Origin of the sequence: Bacteroides cutis (genome assembly GCF_900241005.1) — a bacterium.
Taxonomy (GTDB): Bacteria; Bacteroidota; Bacteroidia; order Bacteroidales; family Bacteroidaceae; genus Bacteroides; species Bacteroides cutis.
In genome coordinates, this window is sequence record NZ_OEST01000002.1 from 648,792 (window position 1) to 671,508 (window position 22,717).

At 40.0% G+C, this 22,717-nt stretch carries 15 protein-coding genes and 1 pseudogene; 13 read left to right on the forward strand and 3 right to left on the reverse strand.

Features of this window, described 5'->3' with window-relative positions:
• The first annotated feature begins 127 nt into the window (after positions 1-127).
• Together istA and istB are read left to right on the forward strand one after the other, a co-directional pair.
• Positions 128-1,693: an IS21 family transposase gene (gene istA, locus C1A09_RS06870; RefSeq protein ID WP_101542911.1), complete on the forward strand. Its 1,566-nt coding sequence runs from the start codon at positions 128-130 to the stop codon at positions 1,691-1,693.
• Positions 1,694-1,769: 76 nt separating this feature from the next.
• Positions 1,770-2,455, forward strand: a pseudogene (gene istB, locus C1A09_RS06875) (IS21-like element helper ATPase IstB).
• A gap of 186 nt (positions 2,456-2,641) precedes the next feature.
• On the opposite strand, the gene C1A09_RS06880 reads toward istB, so the two are convergent.
• Together C1A09_RS06880 and C1A09_RS06885 are read right to left on the reverse strand one after the other, a co-directional pair.
• Entirely contained in the window at positions 2,642-3,331 is a 690-nt protein-coding gene (locus C1A09_RS06880) for an ABC transporter ATP-binding protein (RefSeq protein ID WP_101542912.1), read from the reverse strand.
• A 63-nt stretch (positions 3,332-3,394) separates the two neighbouring features.
• A complete protein-coding gene (locus C1A09_RS06885; RefSeq protein WP_101542913.1) occupies positions 3,395-5,710 on the reverse strand; it encodes an ABC transporter permease in 2,316 nt (771 codons plus the stop codon).
• Between the two features lie 281 nt (positions 5,711-5,991).
• Here C1A09_RS06885 and C1A09_RS06890 point away from each other — a divergent pair, with 281 nt between their 5' ends.
• The 9 genes from C1A09_RS06890 to C1A09_RS06930 all read left to right on the forward strand — a co-directional run bounded on the left by C1A09_RS06890 (position 5,992) and on the right by C1A09_RS06930 (position 16,591).
• A complete protein-coding gene (locus tag C1A09_RS06890; RefSeq protein WP_245874971.1) occupies positions 5,992-6,798 on the forward strand; it encodes a metallophosphoesterase family protein in 807 nt (268 codons plus the stop codon).
• Positions 6,773-7,522 (forward strand): hypothetical protein, encoded by a 750-nt coding sequence (locus tag C1A09_RS06895; protein WP_101542915.1) that lies wholly within the window; start codon positions 6,773-6,775, stop codon positions 7,520-7,522. The genes C1A09_RS06890 and C1A09_RS06895 overlap by 26 nt, the downstream gene beginning before the upstream one ends.
• Positions 7,523-7,618: 96 nt before the next feature.
• Positions 7,619-8,962: a sigma-54-dependent transcriptional regulator gene (locus C1A09_RS06900; protein WP_101542916.1), complete on the forward strand. Its 1,344-nt coding sequence runs from the start codon at positions 7,619-7,621 to the stop codon at positions 8,960-8,962.
• A 16-nt stretch (positions 8,963-8,978) separates the two neighbouring features.
• Positions 8,979-10,340, forward strand: coding sequence for a sensor histidine kinase (locus C1A09_RS06905; protein ID WP_101542917.1), 1,362 nt, complete (start codon positions 8,979-8,981; stop codon positions 10,338-10,340).
• 94 nt (positions 10,341-10,434) lie between these two features.
• A complete protein-coding gene (locus C1A09_RS06910; protein ID WP_101543005.1) occupies positions 10,435-11,886 on the forward strand; it encodes a potassium/proton antiporter in 1,452 nt (483 codons plus the stop codon).
• A 108-nt stretch (positions 11,887-11,994) separates the two neighbouring features.
• Entirely contained in the window at positions 11,995-13,662 is a 1,668-nt protein-coding gene (locus C1A09_RS06915; protein WP_101542918.1) for a long-chain fatty acid--CoA ligase, read from the forward strand.
• A gap of 246 nt (positions 13,663-13,908) precedes the next feature.
• On the forward strand, positions 13,909-15,204 hold the full coding sequence (locus C1A09_RS06920; protein WP_101542919.1) for a GNAT family N-acetyltransferase: 1,296 nt from the start codon (positions 13,909-13,911) through the stop codon (positions 15,202-15,204).
• A 237-nt stretch (positions 15,205-15,441) separates the two neighbouring features.
• A complete protein-coding gene (locus C1A09_RS06925; RefSeq protein WP_101542920.1) occupies positions 15,442-15,906 on the forward strand; it encodes an alanyl-tRNA editing protein in 465 nt (154 codons plus the stop codon).
• 244 nt (positions 15,907-16,150) lie between these two features.
• A complete protein-coding gene (locus tag C1A09_RS06930; protein ID WP_101543006.1) occupies positions 16,151-16,591 on the forward strand; it encodes an Hsp20/alpha crystallin family protein in 441 nt (146 codons plus the stop codon).
• Between the two features lie 495 nt (positions 16,592-17,086).
• Here the strand turns inward: C1A09_RS06930 and C1A09_RS06935 are convergent, their stop codons facing one another.
• The gene (locus C1A09_RS06935; protein WP_101542921.1) at positions 17,087-18,226 is read right to left on the reverse strand and encodes an acyltransferase family protein; all 1,140 of its coding nucleotides are present in this window, start codon (positions 18,224-18,226) and stop codon (positions 17,087-17,089) included.
• A gap of 266 nt (positions 18,227-18,492) precedes the next feature.
• Between C1A09_RS06935 and C1A09_RS06940 the strand changes: the two genes are divergently transcribed.
• Positions 18,493-19,560, forward strand: a complete 1,068-nt coding sequence (locus tag C1A09_RS06940; RefSeq protein ID WP_101542922.1) for an efflux RND transporter periplasmic adaptor subunit — start codon at positions 18,493-18,495, stop codon at positions 19,558-19,560.
• Between the two features lie 30 nt (positions 19,561-19,590).
• Positions 19,591-22,716, forward strand: coding sequence for an efflux RND transporter permease subunit (locus C1A09_RS06945; RefSeq protein WP_101542923.1), 3,126 nt, complete (start codon positions 19,591-19,593; stop codon positions 22,714-22,716).
• Position 22,717 lies beyond the last annotated feature (1 nt).

The following is a 22,717-nucleotide window of genomic DNA, read 5'->3' on the forward strand; positions in this document are numbered from 1 at the left end:
TCGCAACTGATCCACTGAAATTATAATAAAAATTGACCCCTATAGAATACTTATATTCCAATCTTGTTTTTTTACTTTAAAAAAAGCATTTTAACCCGGTATAATTTACCAAATAATTTTTTAAAGAATGAAAATAAGAATCAAGCACATACTTCGTTGCTATCAGTCAGGAATGAGTATCCGAAGTATCAGTTCTTCTCTTCTGATTTCACGTAATACAGTCAAACGGTATATCCGTATATATGAAGATATGGGTATAGAACTGGATCGTCTGTTGAAAATGGACGAACAGCATCTGCATGAACTTTTTGGTGCAGATATTGATAATGAAACAGTCAGATCTGCAGAGTATAAGTATCTTGAAGAACATATACCTGAGTACATTAAACGACTTAAATCCCGTGGAACAACAAGAAGGTCCTTGTATGAGGAGTATCTGAAAAATCGTCCTCAAGATTACAGCTATTGTTCTTTTTGCCTATATCTCAGACGTGAAAGAGAAGTAAAAGTGCCCGTTGGGCGCATAGACCATATAGCCGGTGATCAGATGTATGTGGATTTTGCCGGTGACAAACTTTATCTTTCAGACGAAAAGACAGGTGATAAGGTTCCCGTAGAAGTTTTTGCTGCCATACTTCCGTGCAGCCAGATTACTTATTATGAGGCTGTACCATCGCAGAAGAAAGAATATCTTATCCAGGCATGTGAAAATGCTTTCCATTATTTTGGAGGTGTACCCAATGCCATAGTTCCCGACAATCTCAAGTCTGCCGTAACAAAGCCCGGAGGGATTGAACCTGTAATCAATGACGACTTTGCTGCATTTGCAGACCATTATGGTTGTGTTGTCTTTCCGGCAAGAGTACGTAAGCCAAAAGACAAGGCTCTGGTTGAGAATGCCGTAAGACTGCTCTACAGGGAGGTCTATTCAAGGATGACGGGATTGAAATGTGATGATCTTGAAGCCCTGAACATAGAGATAATGAAACATACGGATGCGTTGAACAGCCGTAAGATGTACAATCGCAGTTACAGCCGCAGGGAACGTTTCCTTGAAGTCGAGAAAGACAGGCTGCACACTTTGCCCGCCACAAGGTTTATATCAAAAAACAGGAAAACGGCAACTGTCATGAGAAACAGTTATGTATCGCTTAACAATCACTATTACAGTGTCCCTAAAGAGTATATCGGCGATACTGTAGAATTACTATATGATGGAGATACAGTGGAAATATATCATAAATTCAGGCACATAACGACACACCGCAGGGATGATACACCTTTCACGTATTCGGAAAAACCGTCCCACAAACTTCCGGGAGTACTACATGAATACAGAAGCAGAATGGATGATATATACCGTAAGGCACGTGAAATCGATTCGGTAGTGGAAGAGTACATAAAACTAGTGGCCGTTGCCAAAAAATATCCGATTCAAGCCGTACGTTCAGCCGATGGTATATTAAGTCTTGTTGAACGTTTCGGACACGACAGAATGGTTCTTGCATGCCAGATAGCAATGGAATCCAACATGTTCGGATACAATGAACTTGAAAGTATTCTGATAAACAGGGAAGATGAAAAGTATCATGTCCAAATGGAAGGACAGGTTCCTGAACTTACTCCTAAACATAAAAATCTCAGAGGTAAGGATTATTTTAACTCTAAAAACAATGATGAAAATGACAAGTAACAATAAAATAAACAGAACTGTCGGAAAAAATATGGACAGAATAATGGAACTACTCTCCAAATTACGTTTTTACGGCATGCTTGAAACATACAGAAACGACTGCAGGACTACATCCTCTGATGGTATGACAAACGATGAGTTCCTTAAATGGCTTCTAGAAAGCGAGTATGATTACAGACACAATGTAAGTATTGAGCGACTAATAAGGTCGGCAAACTTCAGATATAAGGCATATATGGAGAAAATAGACTATACAATAAAACGTAGCCTTGACCGGAACCAGCTCGAGAGACTTGCCTCTCTAGATTTTATAAGAGACGGACAAAATATTTTATCACAGGCAGCTCCGGAACAGGCAAAAGCTATATAGCTTCAGCCATAGGATATGAAGCGTGTAAAAATGGAATCAGAACTGTATATTCCAATGCGTCAAAGCTTATGGGACAGCTTAAAATAGCCAAGAACAAGGGAACTATAGAATCTGAGATGAAAAAAATTGAAAAGTGCCCACTGTTGATTCTTGACGATCTGTTTCTTATAGGGCTGGACGCGAAGGAAAGGTCCATTCTTATGGAAATAATAGAAGACAGACACGGATTAAAATCAATCATAATAACATCACAGATTCCCGTTGAAAACTGGTATGATGCAATTGGTGATCCTACCGTAGCTGATGCAATCCTGGACAGGATTGTACATACTGCACACAAAATTGAACTTACAGGAGATTCTGTAAGAAAGATGAATGCAAAAAAGAAGTAACATCTACTGTAGATAATTATAATTGAAACTAACCCGGGTTAAAATGCATTTTTCTTTCCATAAATCCAATGTTTTTTTGATGGATCAATTGGGAATATAATAGTGGGTCAACCGACTTTATATTTTCCACACACGCAACAACATCAATGCACTATAATAGAGTTGTCTCATAAGGTATCCTTCAGATTAAACGCAAGTTTCCTGTGCCACTATACTTGCCACCACACTACCATCAAACAAATGTATCGTACGATGCGCAAAACTGGCATCATGCCGAGAGTGTGTCACCATGATAATTGTAGTACCTTCCTTATTCAGTTCTGTCAATAAATTCATAACTTCGGCACCATTCTTGGAGTCCAGATTACCAGTCGGTTCATCAGCAAGTATCAGTTTCGGATGGGTAACTACTGCACGGGCAATAGCTACACGTTGTTGTTGCCCTCCAGAGAGTTGCTGGGGAAAATGCTTGGCACGATGGCTGATGTTCATACGTTTAAGAATATCTTCTACCATACGTTTACGTTCACTCGCTTTCACACCTAAATAGGTAAGAGGAAGCTCTACATTCTCATATACATTCAGTTCATCTATCAGGTTAAAACTTTGGAATACAAATCCCAATTTTCCCTTACGAACACGGGTACGTTCTTTTTCTTTTAAATTACCCACTTCCTGGCCTAACAGTTTATAACTGCCTTCCGTAGGATTATCCAGTAAACCGAGAATATTCAGCAAGGTCGACTTGCCACACCCCGATGGTCCCATAATAGCTACAAATTCTCCCTCCTTCACCTCAAGGTTTACGTGGTTCAATGCTACTGTTTCTACTTCTGAAGTACGAAATACTTTACTGATGTTGCCAATTTCAATCATAATATCATTTTTTTATTCCTCCTTTCCCTTCAGGAAGGCAAGAATAGTTTATTATTTCAAATATCATTCACTCTTAATACTGTTTACGGGATTCTCATTCGCAATCCACCATGATTTCCACAGAACACAACCAAGAATGATTGCCAGATTGCCAATCAGTACCAACGCATATACAATCCAACCGAGCGGAATTTGTTCCGTGAACTGTTCCATCCAAAGCGTATTGACATACCAAGCGGCAATGGTACCGATGAATACTGCCGGAACAGCTACATAGAGTATATCACGTGAAAGAAGTTCCAGTATCATACTTGCTTCAGCTCCGTTCACCTTGCGAATGGCAATTTCCTTTGAACGGCGATGTACCTCATCGGTTGTATAACCTATTAATCCCATTAGCATAATGAAAAACATGGTCATTGCTGCCATCAATGTAGCATTGCGGAATACACGAACACTATTATATTGATCCGTTATCACTTGTTGGTAGTTACCAAAATCAATAGTCTTATCAGGGAAAGCCTCTTTGGCTGCCTTATTCAGTTTTTGGAGATTATCGATAAAAGGTTCTTTCAGGCGAAGATGCACTACACCGTAGAAAGGTTTCTTACCTATCGCCATAAAAGGTTTTTTTTCACTTGTAAAAGTCTGTATCTGAAAATCTTTCAGTAGCCCAGTCACTTTGAAATTCTCTCCGCCTGTAGAAATAGTACGTCCCACTACATCATTCCCCCAATGCATCCATTCAGCAAAAGTCTCATTCACTACCGCTTCATCACCGGTACGAGCCATACGCCCTGCTTTGAAAATCATTCCCATCAATGCCGGATAATCTTCACGCATATAATAGCAATAACGGGTGGAAAATAATGAATTACCCGTTTCATCATTGATAAAGTTACCACTATAACCATAAATGGGGGTACCTTCAGCACTACTCACCGCCTCTACATAAGGTAATCCTTTAAAAAACTGATAAGCGGCATCACGTGCTCTTTCTTCCCCTAAATAAAGTTCGCCTATTGCCAAACGCCGAGGATTATAACCCATATCTTTATTCAACATATAGTTATATTGCGCCATCACCACGCACATCAATCCACAAATAAAAGCCACACCTGCAAACTGGATGAAAAGTAACGGCCGCTTCCAACCTTTTTTACTTTCAGAATAACGATGAAAGACCTGCGAAACGGGTATACGTGAAAATAAACGTCCCGGTAATACACCACCTACAATAAATAGTATGCCCACTACTATGAACGGTACCCAGATACGCTCCGGTGCAAATAACATGGAAAGTTTTGCTACTGCAGTATCTTCCACAAAATCACGAAAATTCAATAACAATAACACCATTATTAATAAAGCACCCAAAATGATAACTACTGTCTCCAAAAGAAACATACAGAAAACAGTACCGTTACCGGCACCACTACATTTGTGTATACCTATTGACTTGGCACGATGGCTCAGAGAAGAAATAGCAATAAGTACATAATTCAATGTAGCAATGAAAAGAATAGCAAATCCCAGAATACTCATAATACTTGTCATGCGGCGCACGTCTTCATATCCGCGATAAGTATCACGGATAGGCTGAATGAAAGCAGTATAGCCAAATACTTTCTTATCTTCTGCCGGACGATATTTATCAATCATCGCATCAATTCGCTTATTTACTACCGAGTGATCTGCACCTGGACGGAAACGAATATATTCTTTCCAACTATCTCCACCACTCCACGAATAATTTCCCCAGCCACGGCTCCAGATAGTGGGCAGAGATATGACCCCTTCGGGATTCGCGGTAGCGTTCTCCGGCAATGTAACATATGTACCTTTCACTGTCAAATCTATACGATGGTCATAACTAAGTACTTTCCCAATAGGATTCTCATTACCGAAAATCTTCTTCGCAAAACGTTCACTCAGGAAGATAACGTCAGGCTGAATCAAGTCACGTTCCGGATTGCCACTCAATACCTCAATTCCCATAGTACGAAAAAAGAGCGAATCAGCCACTACTTTCTGGTCATCAAAGCGTATACTACCGTTATAAAGCGGTTGTGCAACCGGCCATTCAGCCATACTACAAGCAGATTCCACTTCTTTAGAAAAATTTTCAAGTATAGCTCCCGCTACCGGACCACAGTTTGCCTGTGACGGTTCATGCTTCTCACCATTAGTCGTGAAGACCGACCATATCTGATACAAATTATCATAATCATGATAACATTTGTCGAAACTTTGTTCATAAACCACACGAGCAAATAGTAAAATACTCATTGTCAGCCCCAATCCCAAAGAAATTACCTTGATAATGTTCGAACTGCGTCCATGAAGTAACGTTTGGATTACATAATAGATTTGTTTCATTTTTTATATTGTTTTATCACTTTCCTGCTTTAATTTAATGCAGAAAGTATGCCAAAACAGATATCACATTGATTTTCAAATATAAACACTATTCTTATAAAATGAAATATGTCTAATTATTAGACAATACCGTCTAATATTTAGACATAAAAAAATGACAAATTACTGGCATTACACCAGAAAATTATCATTAAAGAACAGAAAAAAAGAAAATACGGCAATTAGCATATAGAAATAAAACTCTATCTTTACCGCCAGTTTTCTTAAACACACACATATATATGAAATTAGTCCACTTCATGTTATTTTTCACTTTCTACCTATTTATGGGTAGCTGTGATTTGATAGACTATCATCCCTACGATGTCCGCATTACAGGTGAAACAGATGTAAATACTCATAACATCACCCAAATAGAAGAAAATTGTAAAGGTAAAACAACACTCCGTTTTGTAACGATGGGCGATTCTCAACGTTGGTATGACGAAACTGTAGATTTCGTAAATAGCCTAAATGCACGAGATGACATAGATTTTGTTATCCATAGCGGAGACATGAGTGACTTCGGACTTACAGACGAATTTCTTTGGCAACGCGATATTATGAACAAACTTAAAGTTCCGTACGTAACTCTTATTGGCAATCATGACTGTTTGGGTACAGGTGAGGAAGCATATCGTGCTATATTTGGTGATCCGAACTTCTCATTCATTGCCGGACGAGTAAAATTTGTATGTCTGAATACCAATGCAATGGAATTTGACTATTCATGTCCCATTCCTGATTTTACTTTCATGGAAAAAGAGATTACCGAACGACAAAGTGAATTTGATAAAACAGTTATATCCATGCATGTTCGTCCTTACGCTGATCAATTTAACAACAATGTGGCACGAGTATTCCACCGTTATATAACCGAATATCCCGGTATACAATTTTGCACTGCTGCCCACGAACACCGCCTATTTGAGGAAAACCTCTTCGGAGACGGAATTATATATTATATGAGCGATTGCATGAAACATCGTAGTTATTATATATTCACCCTGAAACCAGACGGATATGAACGCGAAGTGGTATACTATTAATATATATAGGATAATAGGTATCTTAACCTGCCTGTTATTATTGGAATGCATGCCTTTATTTGCACAAGAAAAAGATACAGTCTTTATTATAAAGTATGATACAATATGGATGAAATATAATAAAGCGGATACTATTATGACAACTCCTATCCGCCATAATCGCTACGATCGTCGTGTACATCGCTATCGTAAACATTGGGAAGCACTCATTCCAACACATACCAAAATACAATTTGCCGGAAATATGGGTTTGTTATCCTTCGGTACAGGATGGGATTATGGAAAGCATAACCAGTGGGAAACAGATCTTTTCTTGGGTGTCCTTCCCAAATATCAATCCAACCATACAAAAATGACTTTTACCCTGAAACAGAATTATATTCCGTGGAGTCTTCAGATCAAGGAAAGTCGTTTCTCCGCCGAACCACTCACATGTGGTATGTATCTAAATACCGTATTTGGTGATGAATTCTGGACACACGAACCAGACCGTTATCCCAAAGGTTATTACGGTTTTTCATCTAAAGTACGTTTCCATATATTTCTTGGCCAACGTATCACATATGACATTGATCCGCATCGCAGATTTACAGCAAAAGCCATTACTTTCTTTTATGAATTTAGTACCTGCGACCTATATGTCATAAGTGCTGCCACCAATAAATATCTAAAACCGAAAGATTATCTGAGTTTATCTTTCGGATTAAAATTGCAATTACTGTAGTCTGTGTCTATATGTGAAAAAGAAAAACTTATTTAACTTTTTTATTTTCCCAAAAACATAAAGTATATTTGTCCTTACAAATATAATTCCTCATATATGAAAAAATCCGGAAATATTCTTATCGTTGATGATAACCGGGGTGTACTGACTGCTTTACAACTCTTGTTAAAGCCCTATTTTGCCAAAATTGCTGTCCTTTCGTCACCTATTACCCTTTCAAACATGTTACATGAAGAAGAATGGCAAGTCCTGTTACTCGATATGAATTTTACCTCCGGCATTAATACCGGTAACGAAGGATTATATTGGTTACATGAAGTCAAAAAGCAATGCCCTTCATTACCTGTTGTTCTTTTCACCGCATACGCTGATATAAATCTCGCCGTACGCGGTATTAAAGAGGGAGCTACTGACTTCATTGTAAAACCCTGGGATAATCAAAAATTAGTAAAAACGTTGTTGAATGCAACGGAAAATTCTAATAAACCCGGTATACGGAGAATTACTGGGAAACAAGACACCATACCATCTTCCATGTACTGGGGTGAAAGTCCCGTTATGCAACAACTCCGTTTGCTGGTAGAGAAAGTGGCTATAACAGATGCCAATATTCTCATCACAGGCGAAAACGGTACCGGTAAAGAAATGCTTGCCCGGGAAATTCATGCCCTTTCTTCACGCAAAGGGCAGAAAATAATAAGTGTGGATATGGGAGCAATCACCGAAAGTCTTTTCGAGAGTGAACTGTTCGGACATTTAAAAGGTTCCTTCACCGATGCCCATACCGACCGTACCGGAAAATTTGAAGCAGCCGACCACAGTACACTCTTCCTTGATGAAATCGGTAATCTTCCCTATCATTTGCAAGCTAAATTACTGACTGCTATACAACACCGGAGCATCGTACGTGTAGGCAGTAATACCTCTATTCCAATAGATATCCGCCTTATCTGTGCCACTAACCGTAATTTGCAAGAAATGGTAGTTAAAGGAGAGTTCCGAGAAGATTTACTTTATCGAATCAACACCATTCATTTGGAGATACCAGCCCTTCGCGAACGCCCAGAAGATATCATTCCTCTTGCTGAACGTTTCATTGCACATTTCTGTAAACAATATAATAAAATTCCCGCTAATCTAGAAAATTCCGCTAAAGAAAAATTGATACATCACCCATGGTATGGTAATATCCGAGAATTGGAACATACCATTGAAAAAGCAATTATCATTTGCGATGGTGCTTTTCTCACGCCAGAGTTATTCCAATTATCGCATCGGAATAATAGTTCTGAAATTTCCGCATCCACTCTCGAAGAAATGGAAATACAAATGATATGTAAAACATTAGATAAATGTAACGGTAATCTTTCCGCTGTTGCAGCACAGTTGGGTATCACACGCCAAACGCTATATAACAAGATGAAAAAATACGGACTTTGAATAGCCGATATAAAATATGAAATTCAGAGACATAAGGCAATATTACATTTTCCGAACCACCATCAGTTTGCTGGTTGCACTTTTGGCAGGAATAATGTGGACACTTGTTATTCTCGAAACCACCGAAACCAAAGGACTTGGTGATTCACTATTTTGGGCAATCTTTACTACAGTACTTTTACCTCTCGCCATACGTTGGCAGCAACATCTCTATCAACATCATACCTGGAAGGTGCTTTTTATGCTCGATGCCATTGAAAACAACGATAGCTCAATCCATTTTTCCGAAACCGACGAAACTGCCGATACCCGTCTCGTAAATCGTGCTCTGAATCGTGTAGCACATATTCTGTATAATGTAAAAAATGAAACAGCTCAACAAGAGAAATACTATGAACTTATCCTTGATTGTGTCAATACTGGTATTCTCGTTTTGAACGACAGTGGATCGGTTTATCAAAAGAACAGTGAAGCTTTGCGACTACTCGGACTAGATGTCTTTACTCACATCCACCAACTGAGTCGTATAGATATGCACTTGATGGATATACTTGCTCATTGCTGTCCCGGGGACAAGCTTCAAATAAATATTAATAATGAACGAGGAACAATCAACCTTTCCATTCGCGTCAGTAATATAACTGTTCATCAGGAACATTTACGTATTCTTGCACTGAACGACATTAACTCTGAACTAGACGAAAAAGAGATTGATTCCTGGATACGACTTACTCGTGTATTGACCCATGAAATCATGAACGCCGTTACTCCTATAACTTCGTTGAGTGATACACTATTAGGGCTTAGTAAAGAGCGTAAAGCAACAGAGGAAATACAAAACGGTCTGCAAACTATCAGCAGTACAGGTAAAGGTCTATTATCCTTTGTAGAGTCCTATCGCAAATTTACCCGTATCCCTACACCCGAACCCTCTTTATTTTATGTAAAAGCTTTTATCAACCGTATGGTCGAACTGGCACATCATCAATACCCCAATTCTCCTGTTACCTTCCATACTCATGTCATGCCTGATGACCTCATACTTCATGCTGATGAAAACCTAATTTCACAAGTTGTAATCAATTTACTAAAAAATGCAATACAAGCTATCGAAACTTCTCCTGCCAAAATTGAAAATGGTTATATTAATATCCGCGCCTATTGTAATGAAGCAGAAGCAGTAGTTATAGAAATATCAAATAATGGTCCTGTTATTTCCCCCGATATAGCAGAACATATTTTCATTCCATTTTTCACAACTAAAGAAAATGGTAGTGGTATAGGTCTGAGCATTTCACGCCAAATTATGCGGCTATCTGGTGGAAGTATTTCATTAATACCCAGTAAGGAAACCACCTTTGTCCTAAAATTTAATTGAACTATTTGGTATTTGCATTTGTTAATAATATTGGCTATCTTTGTCCAATAAGATATACAATTCATCGTATTACAAACTTTACAATACAGAACATATGTTATTCACAGCAGAAAACATTCTACTTGTTGGTTCTATTTTGCTTTTCGTCAGTATCATTGTAGGAAAAACCGGTTATCGTTTTGGAGTTCCCGCCTTATTGCTTTTTCTTGTAGTAGGCATGTTGTTTGGTAGTGACGGTCTCGGTTTGCAATTCCATAATGCCAAAGAAGCACAGTTTATCGGTATGGTAGCCCTTAGCATTATCTTATTTTCCGGTGGTATGGATACTAAGTATACGGAAATCAAACCGATCCTTGTACCGGGTATTGTACTTTCCACTGCTGGCGTACTACTAACAGCACTATTCACCGGACTTTTTATCTGGTGGCTTTCCGGAATGAGTTGGACAAATATACAACTGCCTCTCATTACCTCTTTACTATTGGCATCTACTATGTCGTCAACAGACTCCGCTTCGGTATTTGCCATACTCCGTTCGCAAAAGATGAATTTGAAGCATAATCTGCGTCCTATGTTAGAATTAGAAAGTGGTAGCAATGATCCAATGGCATATATGCTTACAATTGTACTGATTCAATTTATCCAATCTTCTGGAATGGGTGTAGGAAATATTTTAGGTTCTTTCATTATCCAATTCATTGTAGGGGCTGTTGCCGGTTATTTGTTAGGTAAACTGGCTATACTCATGCTGAATAAACTGAATATAGACAATCAATCCCTCTATCCTATTCTATTGCTTGCATTCGTATTTTTCACTTTCTCTATAACAGATTTGCTAAAAGGTAACGGTTATCTTGCCGTATATATTGCCGGTATGATGGTAGGTAACAATAAAATCATGTATCGTAAAGAAATATATACATTCATGGACGGATTGACATGGTTATTCCAAATTATTATGTTCCTCTGTCTCGGATTGCTTGTCAATCCCCACGAAATGCTGGAAGTAAGCGTTGTTGCATTACTCATCGGTATATTCATGATTGTTATCGGACGTCCACTCAGTGTATTTCTTTGCTTACTTCCTTTCGGCAAAAAGATAACGATGAAATCACGTTTGTTCATATCATGGGTGGGATTACGTGGAGCAGTCCCCATTATTTTTGCAACTTATCCGGTAGTAGCCAATGTACCTGGTGCCCATAGTATTTTTAATATTGTATTCTTCATCACTATTGTTTCTCTCATAGTCCAGGGTACTACCGTTTCATGGGTAGCCCGTATATTGGGACTTTCCACACCATTGGAGAAAACAGGAAATGACTTTGGTGTTGAATTGCCTGAAGAAATAGATTCTGATTTACGTGACGTGACTGTCACAGAAGAAATATTAAAAAAAGGAGAAACTTTGAAAGATATGAATCTTCCCAAAGGCACACTTGTGATGATAGTGAAACGCGGTGATGAATATCTCATTCCTAATGGTACGTTAAAGTTACATGTAGGAGATAAGTTACTTCTGATTTCAGAGAAAAACAAAGAATAAGAAAAACAGAAGAGTATTCCACTAAGAAAAAAAAACAAAACCACTTGTTTTGCATCACTATAAGCTCTATATTTGCGCAGTTTTAACTAAAGTGTGCAAATTTAACGAATGGAACAAAAACCACTATTCATCGACTACATAGAACAAAGCATCATAAAGAACTGGGATCGAAATGCTCTGACAGACTACAAAGGAATTACCTTACAATATAAAGATGTAGCTCGTAAAATAGCTAAGTTTCACATTGTACTGGAAAGTGCCGGTATTAAACCTGGAGACAAAATAGCTGTATGTGGACGTAACAGTGCCCATTGGGGAGTATGTTTTCTCGCAACTCTCACATATGGGGCTATCATTGTTCCTATCCTCCATGAGTTTAAAGCAGATAATATCCACAATATCGTCAATCACTCCGAAGCCAAGCTACTTTTTGTAGGAGATCAAGCTTGGGAAAGTCTGAACGAAGATGCGATGCCATTATTGATGGGAATTGTATTGTTGACTGATTTTACTCCGGTTGTATGCCGTAATAAGCAACTTATGGAAGCTTTCGAACATCGTAATGCTATCTACGGTGCACATTATCCTAAGAATTTTCGTCCTGAACATATCTGTTATCGTAAGGAACAGTCACCTGAAGAATTGGCGGTTATTAACTATACTTCCGGTACAACAGGGTACTCCAAAGGAGTTATGCTTCCCTATCGCAGCCTATGGTCAAATATAGCTTATTGTCATGAGATGCTTCCTGTACGCCCAGGCGATCATATTGTTTCCATGCTTCCTTTGGGACACGTATTCGGTATGGTATATGATTTCCTGTATGGATTTTCTGTTGGCGCACATTTGTATTTCCTTACACGGATGCCTTCACCCAAAATTATTGCCCAGTCATTTTCTGAAATCAAACCACGTATTATATCTTGTGTACCGCTTATTGTGGAAAAAATTATCAAAAAAGATATCTTGCCCCAAATTGACAATAAAATTGGCAAATTATTGTTGCGCATGCCTATCGTTAATGATAAAATAAAGGCTGACATGCGCAAAAAGGCAATGGAAGTCTTTGGTGGAAACTTCGATGAGATTATCATTGGTGGTGCACCTTTTAATGCTGACGTAGAGCGTTTCCTCAAACAAATAGGATTTCCCTATACCATCGCATATGGTATGACAGAATGTGGACCTATCATTTGCTCCAGCCGATGGGAAACATTGAAACTTGCCTCTTGTGGTAAAGCTACTACTCGGATGGAAGTGAAAATAGACTCTCCTGATCCACAAAATGTAGCAGGTGAAATAATCTGTCGAGGTGCTAACCTGATGTTGGGGTACTATAAAAATCCCGAGGCTACTTCACAAATCATTGACGTTAATGGTTGGCTTCATACGGGTGATCTTGCCACCATAGATATTGATGGTTATGTTACCGTACGTGGTCGCAGTAAAAATCTTTTGCTCACTTCAAGTGGACAAAACATTTACCCCGAAGAGATTGAAAGTAAGCTGAACAATATGCCATATGTATCCGAATCGCTTATCGTCCTGCAAAACGATAAACTTGTTGCCCTTGTTTACCCCGATTTTGATGACGCATTTGCCCATGGCTTACAACAAAATGATATTGCAAACGTAATGGAAGAAAACCGTAAAGAACTGAATCAACTATTACCTTCATACTGCCAGATTACTAAAGTAAAAATCCATTTTGAAGAATTTGAAAAAACAGCTAAAAAGAGTATCAAGCGCTTTATGTATCAAGAAGCTAAGGGTTGAAACTCTTAAAAAAAATATAGTGAAGAAGTTTTTTTATAATAAGTGTTATAAAACACATCTTTTTTCTTGGTTTATTTGCAGATTTCCTGGAAGTCCGTATCTTTGCAATGTGTTTTTCATAGTATTAGATTTAAGGTTAACAAAGGTTGGAGTACAGCGGTACTCCTTTTTTTATTTATAACCGTCAAGTATACAAATTCCAGAACTTATCATTACCTTTACTTCCAAATTTAAAATACGACTTTTATGGATATACGTACATTCATAACCAATTATTACGAAGCATTCTGTAAACAAGCTGAACTTCCTATCGCTTTTTGGTATTCAGACCAATTAGAAGCAGAAACAGAAAAAGTAAACGGTTGTTTCTTTAAATACATACAACAAGTCAGAGAGGGAAAAATCATCAGTCTCAATGCTGAAACAATAGGTTGTGGAGGGGGTAAATTCTATACGGGATTTACTGATATGCCGGAATATGTTCCCAGTTTCGTATCTCTGAAAGAAAAATATAAAAAAACTCCCGAAATGGTAGCCGACTTCATTAATGAGATCCAAATCCTCAAAACAAACAAAAAATTTCTTCATTTCGCACGTATCGACCAGATAAATTCTTTAGATGAAGTTGAGGGACTTTTTTTTCTGGCTACCCCGGATATACTAGCCGGACTAACAACCTGGACTTTCTTTGATACAAATACAACAGATGCTGTATGTAGTCCTTTCGGCTCAGGTTGTTGTTCTATTGTGACACAAACAATTCTCGAAAACAGAAAACAAGGAAAACGTACTTTTCTGGGATTTTTTGATCCTTCCGTACGTCCGTATTTTGAAGCAAACTTGTTAAGCTTTACCATTCCGATGTCCAGATTCAAGGAAATGTACAATACTATGCGTGAAAGTTGCCTTTTCAATACCCATGCTTGGGAAAAAATCAAAGAAAGAATAACATCCGGGCAATTACCAGTAGTTATTCAAAAAGATACTCCGGTATCATTCCCCATTCTTCCAAACATAACTTTACGCGAAGTAATGTTGAAAGATGCAGCAGCCATCTATCACGCAATAAACACCCATCGGGATTATATGCGAATATGGCTGCCTTTCGTTGACAATTTGAAATCTGTGGCAGATGAAGAAATGTTCCTCAAATCCATCCTCTCCGCCCCTGCTGAGAAATATGAACCCATATTTACCATTCGCAACGGACAAGATGAAGTATGTGGACTCATAGGATTTCATTTTTCTGATTTTGACAATCATCGCACTGAAATAGGTTATTGGTTGTTACCTGAATATCAGCATCAAGGTATCATGACCACTTGTGTACATAAGCTCTGCCAATGGGCTGTAGACGAAAAAGGAATAAAACGAATTCAAATCCGCTGTGCCATAAATAATATTGCAAGCAATCAAATTCCCCTTCGTTTAGGATTTCACCATGAAGGCACGGAACGGGCAGGAGAATTATTATCATCAGGAGAATATACGGATGTCCATGTATACAGCATTCTGGCAGAAGAAATACGAGTATCGTTCTAAGATAAATATATAAAGATAGAATTTACTAACTTTATTTGATATACGTATGAAAAAAATCTTATTACTATTCAGTCTACTTTTGATACCGACAATTATGTCGGCTCAAACAATCACTCCACAAACAGTCATTGCGACTTAATGGTATATGAAAATAAAAACGGTGGAGAAAGTCAAGTCTATTTTGATATCAGCCGTTCCATGGAATACATGTCTGAATTGTTTGATAAAAAATAATATATGGAAGAAATCATACTCAACGATCATAACAAGCAGGAGTACCCTCCTATGCACACTTGCGAACACATCATTAACCAAACCATGATTCGTTTATTCGGTTGCGGACGATCAATTTCAGCACACATTGAGCGAAAAAAAAGTAAACTGGATTACAGATTGGAAACATGTCCAACGGAAGAAGAGGTAAAGAAGTTAGAGCAAACAGTTAATGAAGTGATAGCTCAACATTTATCAATTATCACAGAGTTTATAACTCAAGAAGAAGCCAAAGGACGTTTTGATTTGGCACGATTACCCGAAGATGCCTCGAAAACCGTAAGAGTTGTGAAAGTAGGAGATTATGATGAATGTCTGTGTATTGGTATTCACGTAAACAACACTTCAGAGATTGGTACTTTTAAAATCATCAGTCATGATTGGAATGAAGAAAATAAGTGTTGGAGAATACGTTTTAAATTAGTCTAAATTTCAATCAAAATTAAATAAAAAGATAGCATTTTGTCACTAAACAGGTAAAATAGTCAGCCAACAAATGACAATTAGTCAATAAAGTCAAGTAAAACCAACTGGCATAAGATTTGCAAAGTAGTTAGTGAGCAACGGTTTAGATACCGGATGGTAAGAATTTAAAAAACGATACCTGAAGATATCAAACCGAGCTCAAAGCTAAACTGAATGTATAACTTTAAAAAAATAGGAGACTATGATTATGATGCCTGTAAGAAGATCTCAGAATTGGTTACCAAGTATCTTTAACGATTTCTTTGATAATGACTGGATGGTAAAAGCTAATGCAACTGCTCCTGCCATCAATGTATTTGAAACTGAAAAAGAATACAAAGTAGAATTAGCTGCCCCTGGTATGACAAAAGAAGATTTCAACGTTCATATCGATGAAGAAAACAACCTTGTTATCAGCATGGAAAAGAAAACGGACAACAAGGAAGATAACAAAGATGAAAAGAAAGAAGGTCGCTATCTGCGTCGTGAGTTTTCATACTCTAAATTCCAACAGACTATGATTCTTCCTGAAGATGTCGATAAGGACAAGATTTCAGCTAGTGTAGAAAACGGCGTGTTGAACATCAACCTGCCAAAATTCACCGAACAGGAAAAGGAAAGAAGTAAAAAATTCATTGACGTAAAATAAGATAATCGACAATTAATAAAATGGAAAGTAAGTAAACGAATGGAAGATTATTTATAAAATAAATGCCTGAACACTTGACATCACCTTCGTGATGTTGTATATTTGTAAGGTGAATTTATAGATACTTCAATTTTAAATTAAGATAAACGGAGAGGCATTGCTTCTCCGTTTTTTGTTTCCCTCTATTCTTATCTGTTTGAAATGACGCACGCTTGCAGGGCAAACGACACAAGTTTACTCCCCAAATGCCACACCTTAACGGACAAAACACCTGTGGTTTGCGATGAAAATGCCTGTGGTTTCGGCAATTATCCTTGATGTTTACGAAGCTAAAGTACATGGTTACGGATACAATGTTCAACATTAGCAAATGGTGCATTCAGAGTGAGCGAACCGGATGTCATTGGAATAAAAACGGGGAACTTGAGTCCCCCGTCCGTTAAACTTGCATAAATCTGCTATTGACAAAAAAGAAGATTTTCAAAGGAAAACAACTTAATCTTCCTTTTTCCCTTTCAGGAAATGGTCTGTCAACCATTTACGTACCGGCTCGTCGTAGAGTTTCAAGCAGAGATAAGCCAACACGAATGCACCTACGAAAGTCAATATCATATAAGGAATACCTTCCACCATCGTTGCATTATTGTTACATACCCACGCAGTATAAGTATATACCAACGGATAATGAGTGATATATACCGGATAGGATATATCTCCCAGAAATTTACACACAGCAGTAGAACGCTTGCCCGTAACCTTACCTCCCGCTCCCATTGAAACAATAACCGGAAAGATAAAAAGAATGCAGATTGCTTCATAAAGCCCATTCATCCAAAACCCCTCTTCACCACCGATACGGGGAATAGAAAGAACCACAACAATCATCAGACTGCACCACCAGAAAGCGCGTTTCTCCGTACGAATTAACCATCCCAAACGAGATAAGAGCAATCCACCGAAAAAAGGATACATCAACCGAACCATCCCTACATATTGTTGCTCCCAGTTCAAAGCCCATCCTCCTACAATATCGCCTGCCGGAGCAGTCAGGCAAAGATGCACCGTAAAGCAACCGGCAACAAATACCAAGATAGACAAAGCTACTTTATTGAACTTACGGATAAACAACCCATATAGAATATTACCGATATACTCATAGTAGAGCGACCATGCCGGACCATTGAGCGGATGCATTTCCGTCCAGCCACGTACATCCCATTTCAACGGAAGAGGCAATAACGTGCAGCCCAGTAGCATAATCAGCAACACTGTGCCAACAGGAGTATTCTCAATAGCCGGAAAACAGGATGACTTTTGAAAATAGAAAAAAGCCGCCCCTACGATACTGCCTATAATCACCATCGGTTGCAGGCGGATAATACGCCGTTTAAAGAAAGTCCCTACCGACATCCGGTTCCAACGGTCATCATAAGCATAACCGATAACGAAGCCCGAAAGCATAAAAAAGAAATCGACTGCCAAGTATCCGTGATTGATAAACTGTTCCAAGTGATTGCCGCCCGAGTGTGCTTCTAAAAGGTGAAAAGCAACAACCATTACAGCAGCTACGCCACGAAGCCCGTCGAGTATCTCATAATGCGGTTTCGAAGGAAGATAAGAGTTCTGTGTATTCATTGAGGTATAAGATGTTCATAAATTTGCCCGTAAAGATAATAAAAAACGATAAGGTAATAAGATAGTAATATGATAAATAAACAATAGTGGAAAAGTAAATTTGAGCAAAACTAAACATTATCGTGGTTTTAAGATGCCTCATGTACAAAAAAACAGTCTGTTTTTCTGGAAAATGTCATAAACAGAACATTTAATAATGCATATAAACCTTTTCTATATACGAGATGCTGACTAATTTTGTCCAAAAACTAAATATACTATAGATTATGAAACGAATTTATTGGATTTTAGCAAGCATTTCCCTGTACTCGCTCATATCTTGTACCAACGGTAGAAAAGATGCGAAAGAATGCCAGACAGTAAAAATAGATACAATTATTTTCGCCGGAGGGCAAACCCACCTGCAATATCCCGGAAAGGTAAAAGCGGCGCAGGACATCAGTCTCGCATTCAGGGTAAGTGGAACAATACAGAAAATACACGTGAAAGATGGCGCCCGCGTACAAGCCGGCCAGTTGCTCGCCGAACTGGACCCAACGGACTACCAAGTACAACTGGATGCCACCGAAGCCGAATACAAGCAAGTTAAAGCGGAAGCGGAACGCGTAATGGCATTGTACAAAGATAACGGAACCACTCCCAGTACCAACGACAAGGCTGTATATGGACTGAAACAAATCACTGCCAAATACCAGCATCACAAAGACCAGTTATACTACACCCGCCTTTATGCACCCTTCAACGGCTATATACAGAAACGTCTATTCGAGACACACGAAACGATAGGCGCCGGAATGCCTGTCCTGTCCATGATTAGCAGCAGTACCCCGGAAATTGAGATAAACCTTCCGGCAGCCGAATATATCCGGCGAGAACAGTTCAACCAATATCATTGTACATTCGACATTTATCCGGGAAAGACTTACCGGCTGACCCCAATCAGTATCACTCCCAAAGCCAACGCAAATCAATTGTATACCATGCGTCTGCAACTGATTGCGGATGACCGGCCCATTCCCTCTCCGGGTATGAATACAATGGTCACCATTCATTACGACAATAACAGTCCACACTGTTTGTCCGTACCCGGCAGTGCCATATTACATAAAGACGGAAAGACCTGTGTCTTTGTTTACAACCCCTCCAACAACAAAGTAAACAACCGTGAAGTGAGCGTTGTACGCCTGCTGAGCAACGGACGCAGTATCATTACCTCCGATGAGCTGAAACCCGGAGAATTGGTGGTATCCGCAGGAATACATCACATAAAAGACGGAGAAACCGTAAAACCCCTACCCAACACCAGTAAAACAAATATCGGAGGACTGCTGTAACATGGAATTACATCTTAAAAAATCAGTAATATGGATATAAGTAAATGGGCATTCAAGAACCGTAACCTGGTTTATTTCCTGGTGTCTGTATTGTTTGTCGGCGGAGTTCTTTCTTGCTATCAGATGAGCAAATTGGAAGATCCGGAAATAAAGGTGAAGCTCGCTATGGTGGTAACCACCTATCCGGGAGCCTCTGCCCACCAGGTAGAATTGGAAGTGACGGATGTACTGGAAAAGAGCATCCGCAGCATGGGAAATATAGACAATGTGGAAAGCTACTCATACAATGACCTTTCCCTGATACAAATAGAGCTGACTACTACCACCCAGGATGAAGAAGTGGAGCAATGCTGGGACATGTTGCGCCGCAAGGTAAACGATGCCTGCACCCTCTTACCCGACGGGGCAAGCACACCGATTGTCAAGGATGATTTCGGCAACGTGTACGGCATGTTCTATGCTTTGACGGGTGACGGGCTGTCCGACCGCGAACTGTCTGACTACGCCGAACTCATCAAACGTGAAATCAGCGATATGGAAGGTGTAGACCGGGTGGAGTTGTACGGCAAACGCCCCGAATGCATCAATATTTCCCTGTTGCAAGACCGCATGGCAAACCTCGGTGTGAAGCCAGCCGAAGTCCTCGCCACTATGAACGGACAAAACAAAACCACATACAGCGGTTACTACGATAACGGAGATAACCGTATCCGCGTGACCGTCAGTGATAAGTTCAGGACGGTAGAGGACATAGGCAACATGCTGATACAAGGACATGACAACGACCAGCTCCGCATACGCGACATCGCCCGAATAGAGAAAGGATACGAAAAGCCTACCCGCAACGAACTGTTCTTTGACAGCGAGCGGGCACAGGGAATCCTTATCGCAGCATCCAGTGGTTCGGACATCGTGAAAGTAGGCGTCGCCGTAGAAAAGAAATTGGCACAGTTGAAAGAAAGTAGTCTGCCCGCAGGTGTAGAATACCACAAAGTATTCTATCAACCGGAACGCGTAGGGGCATCTTTAGGTACTTTCGTCATCAATTTGTTGGAGTCTGTCATCATTGTCGTAGTGATCCTGATGCTGGCAATGGGGTTCAAGAGCGGAGTCATTATCGGAGTCAGCCTGATTGTCACCGTCTTCGGCTCGTTCCTGTTCCTGCAAACGGCAGGCGGAACCATGCAACGCGTATCATTGGCCGCATTCGTACTGGCAATGGGTATGCTGGTAGATAATGCCATTGTTATTATAGACGGCATATTGGTAGACCTGAAAGCCGGCAAAAACCGTATGGAAGCAATGACAGCTATCGGCCGCCAGACAGCGATGCCCCTACTGGGCGCTACACTGATAGCTATTATCGCCTTCCTGCCTATATTTATGTCACCGGATACGGCAGGTGTCTACACCCGCGATCTATTCATCGTACTGGCAGTCTCTTTGCTGTTGAGCTGGGTGTTGGCATTGGTGCACGTGCCACTAATGGCAAACAGCAGGTTACATCCCACCGTCGAAACCAGCGCCACCGGAAAACGTGAATACAAAGGACATACATACGCCCTATTACGTACCGCCCTACACTTCGGACTGGCACACCGCTGGAGTTTCGTACTGGCAATGGTCGTCCTGTTGGGACTTTCCATTTTCGGCTACGGATATATGCGGCAAGGCTTCTTCCCCGATATGGTGTACGACCAGCTCTATATGGAGTACAAACTGTCCGAAGGCAGTAATTCCACGCGAGTGGCGCAGGATTTAAAAGAAATAGAGGATTATCTGAGAACCCGCAAGGAAATCACCCACATCACCACTTCAATCGGCGGTACACCGGGGCGGTATAATCTGGTACGCAGCATTGCCAACCCCTCTCTCTCCTACGGCGAACTGATTATAGACTTTATTTCCCCGAAGGACCTGGTAAAGAATATGGATGAGATACAAAATTATCTGACAGAACGCTATCCCAATGCTTACATCAAATTGAAACGCTATAACCTGATGTTCAAGAAGTATCCTATCGAGGTACAATTCATGGGACCGGATCCTGCCGTACTACACCAGTTGGCCGACAGCGTACAAAGTATTATGGAGAATACCCCTGAAGTCTGCCTCATCACTACCGACTGGGAACCGCAGATACCCGTACTTTCCATAGAATACGACCAAGCCGCCGCCCGCGCGCTGGGCCTGAGCCGCAACGATGTAAGCATGTCCCTGCTCTCTGTCAACGGTGGCATACCCATCGGTTCTTTTTACGAGGGCATACATCGCGACAATATCTATCTGAAATGTCTGGACGAGAAAGGGCAACCGATAGAAGATCTCGGTAACACACAGGTATTCTCATCACTTCCTTCGTTGAACGGATTGTTGAATGAGGAAACCATGGTAAAGTTGAAAGCCGGTACCTTGAGTAAGGAAGAACTGGTGGAAAGCCTGATGGGAAGTACCCCACTGAAACAAATCAGCAAAAGCATCGATATCCGTTGGGAGGATCCCGTAGTGCCACGTTACAACGGGCAACGTAGCCAACGTATACAGTGTTCTCCCGCTCCCGGCATAGAAACCGAGAAAGCACGGCAGACCATTGCCCGAAAAGTAGAGCAGATAGAACTACCCGACGGTTATACCCTGCATTGGCAAGGAGAAAAAAATGCGAGCGACCAGTCCATGAAATACCTGTTCAAGAATTTTCCACTAGCCATTATCCTGATGATTGCCATTCTGATTATGTTGTTCAAGGACTACCGTAAACCAGCCATCATTTTCTGTTGTCTTCCCATGATTCTTGTAGGAGTAGTGGCAGTGATGCTGCTTACAGGCAAGACGTTCAACTTTGTAGCAATTGTAGGTACACTGGGACTGATAGGTATGCTTATCAAGAATGGCATTGTGTTAATGGATGAAATCACCCTGCAACTCAATCAGGGAATAGAACCGATTACAGCATTAGTTGACAGTGCCCAGAGCCGACTACGTCCAGTTACTATGGCAGCGTTAACCACTATTCTAGGTATGATACCGTTACTACCTGATGCCATGTTCGGTTCATTGGCAGCTTCCATTATGGGTGGCCTGACATTCGGCACATTGATAACTCTCCTCTTTATTCCTATCCTGTATGCATTATTCTTTCACATAAAAAACGAATAAC